Annotated in this window: 15 protein-coding genes; 4 read left to right on the plus strand and 11 right to left on the minus strand. The window is 45.9% G+C overall.

The window, feature by feature from the left end; all coding sequences use genetic code 11:
• Positions 1–3: 3 nt before the first annotated feature.
• Together ACOJUR_RS13745 and ACOJUR_RS13750 are read right to left on the minus strand one after the other, a co-directional pair.
• Complete coding sequence (locus ACOJUR_RS13745; RefSeq protein WP_420950311.1) at positions 4–984, minus strand: ABC transporter ATP-binding protein; 981 nt, start codon at positions 982–984, stop codon at positions 4–6.
• A gap of 484 nt (positions 985–1,468) precedes the next feature.
• Complete coding sequence (locus ACOJUR_RS13750) at positions 1,469–2,710, minus strand: MDR family MFS transporter (protein WP_420950312.1); 1,242 nt, start codon at positions 2,708–2,710, stop codon at positions 1,469–1,471.
• A gap of 289 nt (positions 2,711–2,999) precedes the next feature.
• Between ACOJUR_RS13750 and ACOJUR_RS13755 the strand changes: the two genes are divergently transcribed.
• A complete protein-coding gene (locus ACOJUR_RS13755) occupies positions 3,000–3,683 on the plus strand; it encodes a response regulator transcription factor (RefSeq protein ID WP_072874981.1) in 684 nt (227 codons plus the stop codon).
• A gap of 6 nt (positions 3,684–3,689) precedes the next feature.
• Entirely contained in the window at positions 3,690–4,970 is a 1,281-nt protein-coding gene (locus ACOJUR_RS13760; RefSeq protein WP_420950313.1) for a sensor histidine kinase, read from the plus strand.
• On the opposite strand, the gene ACOJUR_RS13765 is transcribed toward ACOJUR_RS13760, so the two are convergent.
• Genes ACOJUR_RS13765 through ACOJUR_RS13780 form a run of 4 tightly spaced genes read right to left on the minus strand, consistent with a single transcriptional unit; the run spans position 4,924 to position 8,870 of the window.
• Positions 4,924–5,727: a lipoate--protein ligase family protein gene (locus ACOJUR_RS13765; RefSeq protein ID WP_420950559.1), complete on the minus strand. Its 804-nt coding sequence runs from the start codon at positions 5,725–5,727 to the stop codon at positions 4,924–4,926. The genes ACOJUR_RS13760 and ACOJUR_RS13765 overlap by 47 nt on opposite strands.
• Positions 5,728–5,735: 8 nt before the next feature.
• Positions 5,736–7,235, minus strand: a complete 1,500-nt coding sequence (locus ACOJUR_RS13770) for a sensor histidine kinase (RefSeq protein ID WP_420950314.1) — start codon at positions 7,233–7,235, stop codon at positions 5,736–5,738.
• Positions 7,232–7,915, minus strand: a complete 684-nt coding sequence (locus ACOJUR_RS13775; protein WP_420950315.1) for a response regulator transcription factor — start codon at positions 7,913–7,915, stop codon at positions 7,232–7,234. Before ACOJUR_RS13775 ends, ACOJUR_RS13770 begins: the two co-directional genes overlap by 4 nt.
• Position 7,916: 1 nt before the next feature.
• Positions 7,917–8,870 carry a LysR family transcriptional regulator gene (locus ACOJUR_RS13780; protein WP_072874986.1) on the minus strand — a complete coding sequence of 318 codons (954 nt, stop codon included), beginning with the start codon at positions 8,868–8,870 and terminating at the stop codon, positions 7,917–7,919.
• A gap of 102 nt (positions 8,871–8,972) precedes the next feature.
• Here ACOJUR_RS13780 and ACOJUR_RS13785 point away from each other — a divergent pair, with 102 nt between their 5' ends.
• Positions 8,973–10,253, plus strand: coding sequence for an adenylosuccinate synthase (locus ACOJUR_RS13785; protein WP_420950316.1), 1,281 nt, complete (start codon positions 8,973–8,975; stop codon positions 10,251–10,253).
• 95 nt (positions 10,254–10,348) lie between these two features.
• Positions 10,349–11,215, plus strand: coding sequence for an SDR family oxidoreductase (locus ACOJUR_RS13790; RefSeq protein WP_420950317.1), 867 nt, complete (start codon positions 10,349–10,351; stop codon positions 11,213–11,215).
• Between the two features lie 67 nt (positions 11,216–11,282).
• On the opposite strand, the gene ACOJUR_RS13795 is transcribed toward ACOJUR_RS13790, so the two are convergent.
• The 5 genes from ACOJUR_RS13795 to ACOJUR_RS13815 all read right to left on the minus strand — a co-directional run bounded on the left by ACOJUR_RS13795 (position 11,283) and on the right by ACOJUR_RS13815 (position 15,785).
• Entirely contained in the window at positions 11,283–12,482 is a 1,200-nt protein-coding gene (locus ACOJUR_RS13795; RefSeq protein WP_072874989.1) for an acyl-CoA dehydrogenase family protein, read from the minus strand.
• 162 nt (positions 12,483–12,644) lie between these two features.
• Positions 12,645–13,667 carry a type I glyceraldehyde-3-phosphate dehydrogenase gene (gene gap, locus ACOJUR_RS13800; RefSeq protein ID WP_072874990.1) on the minus strand — a complete coding sequence of 341 codons (1,023 nt, stop codon included), beginning with the start codon at positions 13,665–13,667 and terminating at the stop codon, positions 12,645–12,647.
• Between the two features lie 14 nt (positions 13,668–13,681).
• Positions 13,682–14,737 carry a sugar-binding transcriptional regulator gene (locus tag ACOJUR_RS13805; RefSeq protein ID WP_306954792.1) on the minus strand — a complete coding sequence of 352 codons (1,056 nt, stop codon included), beginning with the start codon at positions 14,735–14,737 and terminating at the stop codon, positions 13,682–13,684.
• A 138-nt stretch (positions 14,738–14,875) separates the two neighbouring features.
• Entirely contained in the window at positions 14,876–15,283 is a 408-nt protein-coding gene (locus ACOJUR_RS13810; protein ID WP_072874992.1) for a hypothetical protein, read from the minus strand.
• Complete coding sequence (locus ACOJUR_RS13815) at positions 15,273–15,785, minus strand: NUDIX hydrolase (RefSeq protein WP_420950318.1); 513 nt, start codon at positions 15,783–15,785, stop codon at positions 15,273–15,275. The genes ACOJUR_RS13810 and ACOJUR_RS13815 overlap by 11 nt, the downstream gene beginning before the upstream one ends.
• Between the last annotated feature and the right edge of the window lie 79 nt (positions 15,786–15,864).

Here is a 15,864-nt window from a genome sequence, read left to right on the forward strand (position 1 = left end):
CGTTTACGCCTCCTTCGCTTCATTCAGCCAGCATCGCGACAAGTGTTCCGCATTATCCACCTGAAAAAATCCGGGTTGTTGAGCGCGACAGCGATCACTTGCATGCATGCAGCGTGGCGAAAAACGACAACCTTTAGGCATACGCGTAATCGGCGGTACATTTCCTTCAATCGGTTGTAAACGTTGTTTTTGCTCTGCATCAATTTTCGGAATCGCATTAAGCAATCCACGCGTATAAGGATGTTGTGGATTGAAAAAGATATCATCAACACTGCCTTGCTCTACAATCTGACCCGCATACATAACAGCAACGCGATCGCACATCTCAGCCACTACACCCAAGTCGTGCGTAATGAGGAGGATGGATGTTCCTAAATCCTTAGAAATCCCCTTCATGAGTTCAAGAATTTGCGCCTGAATAGTCACGTCAAGCGCTGTAGTTGGTTCGTCAGCAATCAATAATTTAGGATTACACGCCATAGCAATGGCAATCATGATACGCTGACGCATACCGCCAGAAAGTTGGTGTGGATATTCGTCCATGATATCTTCCGGTCTGGGAATTCCAACTTTTTTTAGCATTTCCAATGATTGTTGAAAAGCTTCGCGTGGTGAGATATCCTTATGAAGCAACAAGGTTTCGGAAATTTGAGCGCCAATTTTATAAACCGGGTTCAATGATGTCATGGGTTCCTGAAAAATCATGCTGATCTCGTTGCCACGAATATCACGCATATCTCTCTCCGGCAAATCCAGCAAATTCTTGCCTTGGTATTCAATTTTGCCAGTAACCCGAGCGGATTGTGTGAGCAGGCGAACAAGCGCTAAAGATGTCACACTTTTTCCGCAACCAGATTCACCGACGAGCCCTAGCGTCTCTCCTGGCTCAATTTTAAAGGAAACGTCGCGCACAGCGTGGAAGTAATTTCCTTCCATGTTGAACTCGACGTTCAACGACTCCACATTTAATACGCTATTAGCCAATGCGCTACTCACTCCTGTGCTACAATCTGTGATTGCAGAAAAATCAGGAAGCCTTTGTTATGGCAAAGACAACCTGTTTTCAGATTGCAAGAACTTTGCCACCTAACCCTGCTCCATTCCGCAATCTTGAATATCAAATCTTTTCTTATTTTCAAAGGCTGGCGAAAGCACCTGTTTCCCAACAATCTATTACACTTCCAATCCGGAAGCTGCTTGTCGAATTGACTCTACTTTCGCAACCATTTCTTCTTGAATGGGGACATTGTATATTGTGTTAACTATATTGTAAAGAAGATGTCATGCTTTCTGAACAGTGAATTTTTACCTGAAAACAAGAAAAAACTTTGATTTTATAAGGTTTTTAAGGATTTTTCGGGTCTTCAGTTGTATCTAAGAATCCTCTTAAAATTATTATGGAGGCGCTTTCATTTGTTAAATTGTAAAAATTCAAGAATATTTGCGCAATTAATCGAGGCTTGCTTTGTTAAGAAACCTCACGTCTTTCAGCAATTCGACCCGGTCTGTTGACAACATGAAAGAGTAAAAATAAAAAAATAGGCAGTACAAGGAGTAGCAAACTTACATGCAAAACTCCATTTATTCCATCGCGATCGTACATATAGCCTCCATAAAATGGACCGATCATTCGACCAAAGGTTGCACCGCTACTGACCAACCCTTGCAGAAACCCAAGTTTTCGAGGCGGTGAAAGTTGGGCAATGGCGGCTGGAACAGATGGCCAGACAAACATTTCACCAAATGTTGTCAACAACATGGCGAGCAAAAAAGCGATGTAATCATGACTGAGGGCAAGAAGCAAGAAGGCGAGGATATACCCTATCACCCCTCCCACCATGTGAACGGTAAGCGAGGGAACACGGCGAACCACAAAGCTAACCACAGGTTGACCAAGGAAAATGAGGGCTCCGTTGATAGTCCAAAGGATACTGTAAGCTGACAACGGATAACCCAAGGCCTGCATGTCGACTGAAATCGTCGATTGCCACTGGACATACACAGACCAAGCCACTATAAAACCGGCCAGCAAGATGCCAATCGCCCCCCAGGGAATGGAGGCTGTCTCCAAACGACTGGCTACATTCTCAATACTTTCATGACCATGAACAGAGCGATGCTGGTAGACCTTCTGGAAAGGACGTCGAAACACTGTTAAGGTAAGGATGACAAAGAGAAGATAACTCAAAAAAATACCGTAAAATACTGTATCAAATGAGTGAGCTGCTATAAAACCGCCAATCGCCGTTCCTATAGCCACGCCCACGTTATTGCTGACATACAAGAAATTAAACGCTTTACGCCCTGCTTCCGGCCAGGCGTGACCAGCCAAAGCATTGAGCACTGGAAATGGCACGGCACAGAGCACTCCAAAAACGGCCATAACTCCAACATAAACAGCAAAATGTTGATGAAAAACAGGCAATAAAATGGATATGGCTGCCAAAAATGATGAGCCAGCCAACGTTAACACAGGCCCAAAGCGATCATAGCACCATCCTCCGAGCAGAGAGCCTATAAAACCTGCTCCGGAATAGACCATTAACACAAACCCAGCAACCGCCATGGATTGATGAAGCTTTACATGGATATAGATAGAATTCACTGGCCAGAGCAGTGACAGTCCACCCACATTGATGAAACAGGCCAAGGCAAGCAACCATAAAACGAGCGGCACATTGCCCAAAGCCCGTTTTTTCCATCTATCCATCTTGTTGCACTCTCCTTCACCTGTTCCGTTCACAATTCTCTGCAGAGGCTTGTTGGTCCCGCGAAATTATATCACCTAAGGCTTTAGAAAACGAGATAGAAAAAGAATAAAAAACTTCCTCGCCACTTTGTGAATGGTCGGAAGTCTATACGAAACTTTTCCATACGATGCAACAATTCACCTCGTTTCATATTGAATTTCTCTTGAAAAATCAGTTTAAGAAAAGTTTGATGTACAATGAGATTCAAACATCAAAAGCTCAAAAATATAGTCACAACGGGGTGGTCATATGCGCATCTTGTTGGTGGAAGACGAACGGCGTTTATCTGCCGCTATTGTCCAATTACTCAAAGAAAATCAGTATGCCGTGGACGCTGCCTTTGACGGAGAAAGCGGTCTAGATTTAGCTATGACCAATTCTTACGATGCTTTAATTCTTGATATTATGTTGCCGCGCATGAGCGGACTAGAGATTTTACAGACATTGCGTAAAGAAAAGCTAAATGTTCCCATTTTGCTTCTAACAGCTAAAGATACGGTGGAAGACCGCGTCACAGGTCTTGATGCCGGCGCAGATGATTACCTGGTCAAGCCGTTTGCGAACAAAGAATTGCTGGCTCGCGTGCGGGCTTTGACGCGCCGTACAGGCAATTTGCAAGGGACGGAAAATTTGCAAGTTGGGCCCTTCACGCTCGACTTTGCCACACGGGAAGTGCAAAAGAATGGACAAACCATCAATTTGACCAGCAAAGAATTTCAACTGATGGAACTTTTTTTGCGCAACCAGGGGAAGGTACTTTCCAAGGAGATTATTCTCGATCGCGTTTGGGGACCTGATGCTGAGGTGATTGGCAACGCGGTTGAAAATTACGTCCATTTTTTGAGAAAGAAGATTGATGACGCAAACACACCGTCCTATATCAGCACCGTAAGGGGTGTCGGTTACATTTTCCAGGTGGAGAGAGGTCGCTGAATCGTAGTGTTCCAACAAGTTCGAATGCGCATTGCGCTACTCGCCTTAAGTTTGGTGCTCATTATCTATACGATTTCTTCCATCGCTGTTTATGCTATCGTCCATCTTTATGTCATCCATGGCATCGATCAACATTTACACACGATTGCCGAACGCGTAGCAAACGAATACGATGCCACAGGTAATGTAGAAATTACAGGAAATCTTTTGCCACATGGCACTTATCTATTCTTCGCTGCAAGCGGAACTCTATTTGTCAAAACGACTTCCAGCCTACAACCGGTGTTGCTGAATTTGATTCACAACGCCCCGCCTGGAGAACATTATGTCGATTTGACGGCTGATGGAATTCACTATCGAGTATTTTATGCGTTGTCAAATTTAGGTAAACAAGGCACAGATATTTTAATGGTAGCTCAGGACGATCGCGTTGAACTTTCTGTGCTGAACAACTTGAAAACCGTCATCTTCCTTGTAGGTTTGGCAGGTATGTTGATTTCTACACTGGCTGGCTTCTTTCTCGCCAATCGTGTTTTGCGCCCCATTCGCGCCGCATGGCAAAGGCAGTTAGAATTTGTAGCTGATGCTTCTCACGAGATGCGCACCCCTCTGGCGGTCATTCAATCCAATTTGAATATTGCTATGGGACACACAGACGAATCGATTCTCGATAATTTGGAATGGCTGAACAACGCCCATAGTGAAACCCGACGTCTATCCAAACTCGTTACCGATTTGTTGACACTCGCCCGTTCCGATTCAGAAAAATTGCCGTTACAAATTCAAACCTTGTCAATTGAAGAAGTCTTTGACAAAGTAACCGATTTATACAGCAGCATTGTAGAAATGAACGGTATCCGATATCGCTCTGAAATCGCCGCCAGTGCCGCCCATCAATATTTTTCCGGAGATGCGGATCGCATTCAGCAATTGCTCCTTATTTTGCTTGACAATGCACGAAAATTTACGCCTGCTGGCGGTGAAATAGCATTGATTGCTGAACGCTCGCGAAATCATTTGCTGATTCAAATCAAGGATACAGGACGCGGCATTGCTCCTGAAGACTTGCCGCGCGTTTTTGACCGTTTTTTTACAGGCGATGCATCCCGTACACGAGAGACCAGTAACGAGACGGGAGTCAGTGGCACTGGACTTGGTCTTTCCATTGCCAAATGGATTGTCGAGGCGCATAAAGGGAAGATTTCAATCGCCAGCGAAGGATTGGGCATGGGAACAACCGTTACCATTGAACTCCCGATTGCTTCGCCTCGTTCATCTTCAGAATAAATTGCTGGCAACTTTCCAAAAGTGAACGCTTAGCCACAGCCATTACTTCTTCCCGCTCCTGGGAATGGACAGTTTCCCAGACTTCATGGAGCGAAACTGCTGTCTCTGGCAAAGCGCGAAAGGATTGATGGGACAGTTCGTAAAAACGATTGATATTGGCAATTGCTCTTGGAACTTCAATATAAACACTAATACAAGCATGCGCTACAATGTATCCTGGCTTATGGGTGGATATACCGGCTAATCCACCTTTCCAAGTCTGCGCAGTTCCCACCAATTTCCTGCCACCCAGCAATACATTATAGTGACCATCGCAATAACTGCCCGGCAAGTCACCAATTTCCCCTCGGCCGCCAAGTTCATTCAACCAATCGAGCAACGGTTGGCAGAGCAATCGATAATAGGCGTCGGTTGTAGCTCCAGGATGAGCTACTCTAGGAAAAAGCAAGGATAGATTGAGCATGCCTCGCCCATGAGGAACTGCAGTCCCGCCAGTCGAACGCACAAAAACGGGACAACCTTCCACAGCAAGTTGTTCCCTTGCCCATTGACCTGCTTGGGTTGCTACATCTCGTCGGCTCACCACCAAACCATCTGGCGCACTATGCTGCCATATCCGTAGCAAAGGCGGTCTTTCAGAGCGAGCAATGGAAGCTGCCAGCTGATCATCCAATAAAATATTGTCGTTTGGATCGTCCAACTCCAACGTATCTGCAACGACATTTTCCGGCCAAAGCAAAACATCCTTAGCTTTCATCAAAATATTTATTCCTCCATGGGCGAATTCGATAGGGTCCCAGATTTTAAGCGAAATTTGTTACTTTGTGATGTGCCTTTCTCCAACAAAAGCGGAAAAAGCAAATGAACCGTTGTGCCTTCCCCTAAACGGCTATTAATGTAAATTTGGCCCTGATATAATTCAACTAATTGACGAGCAATAGACAGTCCCAGTCCTGCACCGCCACTGTTCCGATCACGGCCTTCCTTCGCGCGATAGAACCGTTCAAAGACATGCGGCAAATCATCTGCAGGAATGCCTTCACCAGAATCCTGGACGGAAACCCGCAAGCGGCTCGCCTCGCGATTGGCAGCCAGCACAATTTGTCCCCCGCTTTTTGTATGGCGCATTGCGTTGTCCACCAGGATCACAAGAATTTGCCGAAGATCGTTGCGATCCATACGAATAGCTAATCCTGCTTGAAGATGAATTTGTTCAAAAACACGCAAATCTGGCCGCAAAAGACGCGCATCGTCTGCCATATGCTGCAGAAGAGACGTTATATCCTCAGTATTCATCATGGACTCAACCGGTTCTTGATGGTTCTCTAATCGCGAGAGCAAAAGCAATCGATCAACCAAGTTTTGCAATCTATCTACTTCCGTGACTATATGATGAACCGCCGGCTCCCAAACACTTTCATTGGTATGGCCCCAACGTCTGAGAATATTGGCATGACCAGCCACAATAGCCAAAGGTGTCCGCAATTCATGGGAAGCATCCGCAATAAAGCGACGCTGTTCTTCCACACCTCTTTCAACTTTATCCAGCAAATGATTGATGGAAGTAGCTACAGAAACAATTTCCTGAGGACCTTCCGGTACAGGAACACGGTTGGAACGCAACCACTCCACTGTGCGTATACCGTCAATCAACTGCACAAGCGACCTTAGTCCTCGCTGCAAGAGGGCGTATAGACCCGCAGCAAAAATGAGTAAACTGACTGCATCAATCCAAAAGAGCGTATGCATCACTGAGCTCACTTTACTGTATATCTGCTCCGTTGGACCGACTACCACCACACTCCCTACTTCTTGAGTAGGATATACAATGGGACGAGCTAACGCCATCATCGATTTCAACTGTCCATTTTCTACATAAGTGATATCCGGCAAACGAACAATGCTCTTCTTCAGCGACAATCGACTCGCTAACAATGCCTGCGAAAGCTTACTCTCCACTTGATTCCATACATTATCGGGAAAATCATTCGTTTCATCCAGAGAAGTGATTTGGCCTTGACTGTTAAAAAACGCAATGGCTGATCGAGTAAAAAGAGCATAATCCTCCCAATTATTATTCATCAAAGTATCGCTGGGATTAAGTTCAGCCGCATGCCATACGTTGTTGACCTCAAGCGTCAATTCCCGCTCGTAGTCGGAAAAATTAGACTGACGGACAAACACGGAAAAGGTGATGGTAAACACCAGCATAACCAGCGCAAACCAGAGTATTGTCAACCACAACAAGCGGGATCGAAGACTCATGGGGTATCACTCCGAAGCATATAACCAAGTCCTCTTACCGTACGTATGTATAGCTTATCCGGATCGAGTTTTTGCCGAACATATCCTATATAGACATCCACCACATTGGTATCGACAGGCGTTTCAAACCCCCACACCTGTTTCAGCAATTCACTGCGGCTAATCACAGCGCCGCGGCGTTCCCATAAAAATAGCAACAGATCTAACTCTCTCGCAGTCAATTCAACCAATTGGCCATCTTTATACACTTTGCGCCGCAACGGATCGATCACCACATCTGCAAACTGGATATTTCCCGTTGGCTCGCTAGCCAAAAATTTCTCTTTACGGCGTGTCAGGGCACGAATACGAGCAATTAACTCTTCAATGGCAAACGGCTTGATCAGATAATCATCTGCGCCCGAATCCAACCCCTGTACTCGATCTTCAACCGCTCCCCGAGCTGTCAGAAAAATGACTGGTACATCGCTTTTTTCACGAATTTTTCGGCATACTTCAAGTCCGTTGATATCCGGCAACATACGATCGAGCAAAATCAAATCCACAGAATGTTCCTCAAAAATACGCAATCCTGCCGCACCCGTTGTAGCTACATACAAATGGTATCCTTGCAGTTCTAACTCAATTCGCAAGAACTCCACCAAACCTGTTTCATCTTCAACCAAGAGAATCCTTTGCATCTCAATCCACCTCGTGTAGCGACTGCTGACTGTGGATATTGGGCCAAAAAACAGCCGAAAGACTTGGCAGTTGAGCAGCAAACTGCTCCGCCGCTGCCATAAGCGTACCTTGACGTCGACGAATCACTGTGATAGTACGGGATGTCAGCAAAACTCTCGATACAAGAAGAGCTGTCAATCTTCCCGTCTCCATATCATCCTGTACACTCGATTTTGGCAACACAGAAACCCATTCCCCATACTGTAACACGCGATTGATGCTTTCCAAACTGTCCGTTTCCATATTGGCGTCAATGTTTACGCCGTACTCCAAAGCGAGATCGGCAATAATCTTACGCAAACCTGAGCCTTGGCGCATGAGGACAAAGGGATAGGCGCAAACTTCTGCCAGTGTTACTTCTCTTCCAGCAAGTGGATGATGGTGAGCAGCGACAAAAAGCAGTGGGTCACGCCATAGCTCCACCCCGGTTAATTGTGAGTCTGTTGCATCCCAGGAAGTTACAATGCCTAGGTCGATCTCGTTTTGCAAAAGCGCTTCAATGGTACGCCGAGAGCTACCGGTGGTCACTTGAAAACGGACTCCTGGGTGAAGATGTTGGTAGTGCGCGAGCAGCGGTGGCAAAAGATATATGGAAGGAGTCAACCCCGCCCCCAACCGTATCGTTCCAATTTCCGGATTGCCAAAGGCATTCATTTCTTCCCGCAAACGCTCCTCTGTTTGCAAAATACGTTTGGCATACTGATAGGCCAATTCTCCCGCATGATTCATAACCAACCTGCGGCCAATTCGGTCAAATAGCCGCACACCCAATCTGTGTTCCAATTGCTGCAATTGCCGTGTCAATGTTGGCTGTGTAGTATTCAGAACTTGTGCGGCCTGGACGAGAGTTTCGTTCTCGACTATTTGCACCAGCGCCTGATATAGTTCCAACCTTTTCACCCATCTCAAATTCATTTGAATTCCGTATAAGAATTATACAATAAATCAATTTTACACATAGATACTTTTTACATACACTGAAATTTGTGATGGCTTGCAAAACGAGGGGGAACCGGCATGTTTCACGCAGTAGTTGGAGCTCAGTACGGAGATGAAGGTAAAGGAAAAATGGTTGACTATTTTGCTGTCAACGCCGATGTGGTCGTCCGCTACCAAGGTGGAGGCAACGCGGGGCATACCATTGTCAATGAACACGGTAAGTTTGCCCTGCATCTAGTACCATCCGGAATTTTTAATCCGGAAACTTTTTGTATTTTAGGAACTGGCGTAGTCATTCATCCAGCTCATTTGGTGCGTGAGCTTCGTCAACTAGAAGATCGTGGCATTTCCACCAAACGACTTATTGTTTCTGAAAGAGCCCATCTCGTGCTGCCCTATCATGTTTGGCAAGACGCTTACGAAGAAGAGAAGCGCAGTCGCAAAGTAGGAACCACTTTACAGGGAATTGGTCCTGCTTATCAAGATAAAGTAGGTCGTTATGGAATTCAGATTGGCGAAATGATTCATTTGGACAGTTTCCGTACTCGTCTGGAAGCGGCTTGGGCAGCCAAAATCGAGCGTATGCCGGCTCTTGCTGATTATGGAAGTTTTGAATCTATGTGGGCGGAATTGGTAGATGCTCGTGAAGTTCTCTTACCCCACATTGCTGATACCTTGCCATTTTTAATGGAGGCAGAACAGTCTCAAAAGCACATCTTGCTGGAAGGACAATTAGGCATTATGCGCGATCTCGATTGGGGCGTATATCCTTACGTTACCTCATCATCGCCCATTACTGGTGGAGTATTTGCTGGGGCGGGTATCCCTGCCACAGCAATTTCACGCGTCACAGGTATTACCAAAGCTTATACTACTGCTGTGGGTGAAGGTCCATTCCCTACACAATTAGATAATGAAATTGGACAATTTTTACAAGATAAAGGAGAGGAATTTGGAGCTACCACTGGTCGGGCTCGCAAATGTGGTTGGCTTGATTTACCTGCATTGCGCATGGGAGCATGGCTGAACGGCTATACAGAATTGGCGCTGATGAAACTGGATGTGCTGGCTGGTCTTGAAAAAATTGGCGTCTGTGTCGCTTATCGTTGGAACGGACACACTTACTCTATGCCTATGCCTGCTTATCAATTGGAAGATGCAGAGCCGATTTACGAATTCTACGAAGGTTTTTCTGAAGACATCTCGAATTGCCGAGTTTACGAAGAATTACCTAAAACAGCCCGACAGTTCATCGAGGCTTTGGAAGCCGATTTGCAAATTCCCATTCGCTATATATCCGTAGGACCCAATCGAGATCAAACCATTATTCGTAACGAAGTGGTCTCTTTAGGAAAATAAAAAACACATATTGGAGAATGGGGAGTAAAGCTTGGCAAAAAGGTTATCCTGTTAGAAGATTCTTGCGGATTGATTTTCTAACGAGGAGATGAACCATGAGCCAGCCCGTATTTCCGACATCTTTCCCATTACAACATCAAAATCAGCAACCGGGACTGGAAACCCTCATGCAACCACGTCCCGTTTTTCACAACCCATCTTATCGAGGTTCTGAAAAATTAGCTGGCAAGCGAGCATTGATTACTGGCGGGGACAGTGGTATAGGCCGAGCGGTAGCGACAGCGTTTGCAGCAGAAGGTGCACATGTATCCATTGTGTACTTATCTGAACACGAAGATGCTAACGAGACAGCTGATTGGATTACAAAATCGGGACAAAAGGCGCTTTTGTTTCCTGGCGATATTCGCCAAGAAACGTTTTGCCAAAAAGTCGTTTCCGATACCGTTCAGGCGCTGGGCGGATTGGATATTCTGATTAATCATGCAGCCGAGCAACATCCTCAAGCTTCTCTTCTTGACATTACGCAGGAACAATTGTTGTCGACCTTTCAGACCAATCTCTTTTCCATGTTTTTCTTAACACGAGCAGCATTGCCGCACCTGCAAAAAGGTGCGGCCATTATCAACACAACGTCTGTGACAGCTTACGAAGGACATGAACAACTGATAGATTACTCTGCCAGCAAGGGTGCTATTGTCAGTTTCACACGTTCCTTAGCCAAATCTCTTGCCAAGCAGGGCATTCGAGTCAACGCTGTAGCCCCTGGTCCTATTTGGACACCACTCATTCCGTCTACTTTCAGTGCAGAAGAAGTCAGCCAATTTGGTAGTCAAACACCGCTGGGACGAGCAGGACAACCTTGTGAACTGGCACCCGCTTATGTGTATTTGGCAAGCGAGGACAGTTCGTATATGACGGGTCAGGTGTTGCACGTCAATGGCGGTACTGCTGTTTCTTCTTAAAAATCACTTTTACGATGATACTCCTATAAAACCAGCTCATGACCGGGTATGCTGATGAAGTATCCGGTCAATCTTGCAGTTCTAAACGCGCTACCGCACGGCGATGCACTTCATCCGGACCATCCGCCAGACGAAGCGTGCGCGCGTTTGACCACATTTTAGCCAGCGGAAAATCATCGCTAACACCCGCTCCACCATGAACCTGAATTGCCCGATCGATGACTTTTAAAGCCACATTGGGAGCGACAACTTTAATCATGGCAATCTCTTTTTGAGCCGCCTTGTTTCCAACGGTATCCATTTTATAGGCGGCATTCAAAACAAGCCACCTCGCTTGCTCAATCTCCATACGAGAATCAGCAATCCATGACTGGATAACTCCCTGTTGAGCAAGTGGTTTGCCAAAGGCGACACGCTGTTTAGCTCGCTCACACATAAGTTCAAGTGCACGTTCTGCAGCCCCAATCAAACGCATGCAATGATGAATTCTCCCAGGACCAAGACGCCCTTGAGCAATAGCGAATCCTTTCCCCTCTCCCCAGATGATATGGTCTGCTGGTACTCTCACATTGTGATAAGTAACCTCAGCATGACCATGCGGCGCATCGTCGTAACCGAAAACAGGCAGCATTCGTTCCACTCGGACACCTTCGGTATCAAACGGAATTAAAATCATCGACTGTTGTTCGTAGCGAGTCGCATCTGGATTCGTTTTCCCCATCAGAATGGCTACTTTACAGCGAGGATCGCCCGCCCCACTCGACCACCACTTGTGAGCGTTGATAATATAGTGGTTTCCATCTCGCACAATACTGGCAGAAATATTGGTGGCATCGGAAGAAGCTACTTCTGGTTCTGTCATAGCGAAACAAGAACGAATTTCACCCGCCAAAAGTGGTTTTAACCATTTTTCCTTTTGTTCTGGACTCCCATAACGCGCCAAAACTTCCATGTTACCCGTATCTGGTGCATTACAATTGAATACTTCCGGAGCAATTTCAGAACGTCCCATCATCTCGCAAAGTGGTGCATATTCCAGGTTGGTCAACCCTGCGCCGTATTCTTCATCTGGCATAAATAGATTCCAGAGTCCTGCCGATTTGGCTTGTTGTTTCATAGTTTCCATAATTGGAGGTATGGAGAAACGGTTTTCCGCGGCTGCCAATTGCTCGGCATAAATCTTCTCTCCAGGATAAACTACTTCTTCCATAAATTCTTTAAGTCTCTTCATCCAAGTAAGCGTTTTCTCTGAATAACTGAAATCCAATCTATGCTCCCTCCCAATCACCGCAAAAGAAAAAGCGCGGATAACTTGACTTTACTCCGCGCCAATCAGGGGTGCAACTTGTCAATTCAATGATACGGACTGCGTATGGATGATTTACAGGCGAAAGTCAAAGCACTGCCTGCAAATGATCTGGACGGCCATTTAGGCTCTTGCAGTTACCGCCAATTTGTTACCTACATAGGCTGCCAAATCAACAACTCGATTGGAGTATCCCCACTCGTTGTCATACCATGCAACAACCTTCACCATACGATCGATGGCAAAAGTCGAAAGGGCATCCACAGAGGCAGAATGCGCATCACCATTAAAATCGCGAGAAACCAATGGCTCTTCTGTATATTGAAGAATTCCTTTCAAGGAAGACTCTGCCGCTTGTTTTAACGCAGCATTCACATCTTCTACAGAAACATCACGGCGCACATCAGCAACCAGATCAACCACTGAAACATTTGGCGTTGGTACACGCATAGCCATACCGTTCAATTTACCTTTCAAATGCGGCAACACCAGTCCCACAGCTTTAGCTGCACCAGTTGATGTAGGAATGATGTTGAGCGCTGCAGCACGCGCGCGGCGCATATCTTTATGCGGCAAATCGAGAATTTGTTGATCGTTTGTGTAAGAATGAACAGTGGTCATCAGTCCGCGTTCAATCCCAAATACATCGTCAATAACCTTTGCAACTGGAGCCAAGCAGTTGGTCGTGCAAGAAGCGTTAGAAATAACATGATGCACATCCGGATTGTACATATGCTCGTTGACACCCATAACGATAGTAATATCTTCATTTTTAGCCGGTGCAGAAATAATGACTTTTTTTGCACCACCTTTTGTTATATGCACTTGCGCTTTTTCTTTATCTGTAAAACGCCCCGTAGACTCAATCACCAAATCGACACCGACTTTGGCCCAAGGAATTTCACCTGGATCGCGCTCAGCAAACACTTTGACAGCCCGACCGTTCACTAAAATACTGTCTTTGTCTGCCTTTACTTCAGCATCTAATTTACCGTGGACTGAGTCATATTTAAGCAGCATAGCCAAAGTTTCAGCGTCCGTTAAATCATTGACCGCTACAATTTCAATATCTTGACGTTTCATAGCTGCGCGAAATACGTTGCGACCAATACGTCCAAATCCATTAATGCCAACTTTGAGTGCCATCTTTATTCTCCCCTTTATTTATCTTGATAGTAATCTTGAGATTGCACAATGAGACGCGCTGCGCCTTCATCAGTAATTAATACGTCGATTCTGTAAGCCTTCGCAGCTGCGGCAACAGCTCTCGCCTTACTGCTTCCGCCAGCAACAGCCATGACTACGCGGGCATTTTGCAAATCATCAAGACGCAGTCCAATTGTGGGCATGGAATACACCACATCGCCCTGCTGATTAAAGTAGTAACCAAACGCTTCTGCTACTGCTTGCTGATTTTCCAACCACGCCACTTCTTCATCAGGTACTTGACGACGTTTTGCCATTTTAACGGCTTCGCCAATTCCATGAACGACAAGCGTGGCTTTGCGAATTTCCGGCAGTCTCTGCTGAACGTATGGGTCGTTCAACAATTGTTCCATTGTCTCTTCATTGAGTCTGTCTGGCACATGCAACATCATGGACTCACCGCCCAGCTTTTCAGCCAGCGTGGAAGCAATTGTATTGGCTTGAAACTCTACCTTTTCTCCTAATCCACCGCGCGCAGGCACAACTTTTACAGGATAAGAAACCGCACGAGCAGGCATTCGTCGGGCTATGGCCGCCATGGTAGTGCCGCCTGTGATACCAACGACCTCGTCTGGCTGCAGAAGACTCCGTAATAACTCTGCGGCTCGATAGCCGAGGTTGTCTTTGACCCAACTGTTTTGGTCGCTGTCATCTTCCACAACCACCACCTGAGGAATTCCCAGTACTCGGGAAACGCGCTCAGCCAGCTCTTTTCTGCCATCCATGCGAACAGCAAATTCTGCAACGCGATCGAGCACAGCTTCTCCATCTTCGGTCAAAGAGACTCCTGCAGAGCTAGCCGTCAAAAGCCCTTGTACACGTAGAAAATCCAGCTCTGCGCGAAGCACACGCTCAGTTGTACCCATTTCCACAGCTAAAGCACGGCGACCAATAGGTTGCAGGGCAAGAATGCGTTCCAAAATGCGAATACGTTTTTGCAATTCGTCCGATAGCTCAGGTACGAGTCGACGAACGGCACTCCAGATGGAAACATCTTCTATTGAGTTCAAGCTCATCTGCCACCAATGGGACTAATTTAGTCCCGTGTAGTCATTTTTCGTCCCAACCACCACAAAAGATAGCCTTCTTAATATGATACCTTTGTAGTCAGTGTATTCTTTTTTACCGTATTTTGCAATGGGCAATCCTTACCCATCCTGATGATTTGCAGAAGTTTTGCATTTTTCTTGCCAAATGGCCCAAGCTAATCGTATGACAAGCAGCAAGGAGAATGAGGCTACTTCTGGAAAGATTGCACTGTCCTGTAGTGAAAGTATCATTTTCCTCGCTAAAACTGTTAGGATAAAATCTGTTAAATGAGTTGGTGACAGCGTTCGAATCAACTCAAGGATTTCGTAAACAAGCAACAGAGAAAAAATATCTTCAGTTAGACTTCGAAAATGAGTTAAAACAATTTCAGGATGATTCAGCAATTCGCCCCAACGTATGATAAAACCAACGATGCCAATCAGTAATGCTGCAAACAAAATTCCTACAATAGCGAAACGAATATACATCAATAAATGGCGAATAGTGCGTAACATTTTAGAACGCACTCGGTATGCCTCCCTCCTGTATGCCTGATAATTCTTCATGGACACAGTCGAGCGGCAAACATTGTCCAGCTTGTATATTGGATGCTATTTGCTGTAGAATCCCACTTTTCCACCAACAGTCTGGATTTTCCTCTAATTCTTCTTGCCAATCGGACAATGTGATCCAACGGGCCTCCAAAATTTCCTTCCCGTCCACCTTTAAACGCAAAGAGGCTGGCATATCCTCTACTCGGGCCAGAAAAACCAAGCGCAGTTTTCGTTCGTGGAATTTACGCCAATACGAATAGAGGCCAAGAAATCCTGTCAAACTACAATTCTTTACGCCTGTTTCTTCTTGTAATTCACGCATAGCCGCTTCCAACAACGGTTCACCCGGATGAGGTTGACCGGTGGGGATATTCCAGCATCCCTTCTTTTTGCCGCGCCCTTCACGTACACAAAGGATCTCTCCGCCGGAGAGCAAAACTGTACTGACGGAGAGCGTGATTTTGGCGATTTTCATAAAGATCATCCTCTTGTGCGACATCAAGTCTTCATTTTACTACAACCTTTGAAAGAACGTATGGAGTCCTTGATTCGCA

The sequence above is a fragment of the Alicyclobacillus tolerans genome (assembly GCF_048984885.1).
Taxonomy (GTDB): domain Bacteria; phylum Bacillota; class Bacilli; order Alicyclobacillales; family Alicyclobacillaceae; genus Alicyclobacillus_I; species Alicyclobacillus_I tolerans.

Excerpts from the sequence above, each read along its gene's own strand:
- gap (WP_072874990.1), bottom strand. The coding sequence starts at position 13,667 with ATGGCACTCAAAGTTGGCATTAATGGATTTGGACGTATTGGTCGCAAC.
- ACOJUR_RS13755 (WP_072874981.1), top strand. The coding sequence starts at position 3,000 with ATGCGCATCTTGTTGGTGGAAGACGAACGGCGTTTATCTGCCGCTATT.
- ACOJUR_RS13770 (WP_420950314.1), bottom strand. The coding sequence starts at position 7,235 with ATGAGTCTTCGATCCCGCTTGTTGTGGTTGACAATACTCTGGTTTGCG.
- ACOJUR_RS13780 (WP_072874986.1), bottom strand. The coding sequence starts at position 8,870 with ATGAATTTGAGATGGGTGAAAAGGTTGGAACTATATCAGGCGCTGGTG.
- ACOJUR_RS13750 (WP_420950312.1), bottom strand. The coding sequence starts at position 2,710 with ATGGATAGATGGAAAAAACGGGCTTTGGGCAATGTGCCGCTCGTTTTA.
- ACOJUR_RS13790 (WP_420950317.1), top strand. The coding sequence starts at position 10,349 with ATGAGCCAGCCCGTATTTCCGACATCTTTCCCATTACAACATCAAAAT.
- ACOJUR_RS13815 (WP_420950318.1), bottom strand. The coding sequence starts at position 15,785 with ATGAAAATCGCCAAAATCACGCTCTCCGTCAGTACAGTTTTGCTCTCC.
- ACOJUR_RS13775 (WP_420950315.1), bottom strand. The coding sequence starts at position 7,915 with ATGCAAAGGATTCTCTTGGTTGAAGATGAAACAGGTTTGGTGGAGTTC.
- ACOJUR_RS13765 (WP_420950559.1), bottom strand. The coding sequence starts at position 5,727 with ATGAAAGCTAAGGATGTTTTGCTTTGGCCGGAAAATGTCGTTGCAGAT.
- ACOJUR_RS13785 (WP_420950316.1), top strand. The coding sequence starts at position 8,973 with ATGTTTCACGCAGTAGTTGGAGCTCAGTACGGAGATGAAGGTAAAGGA.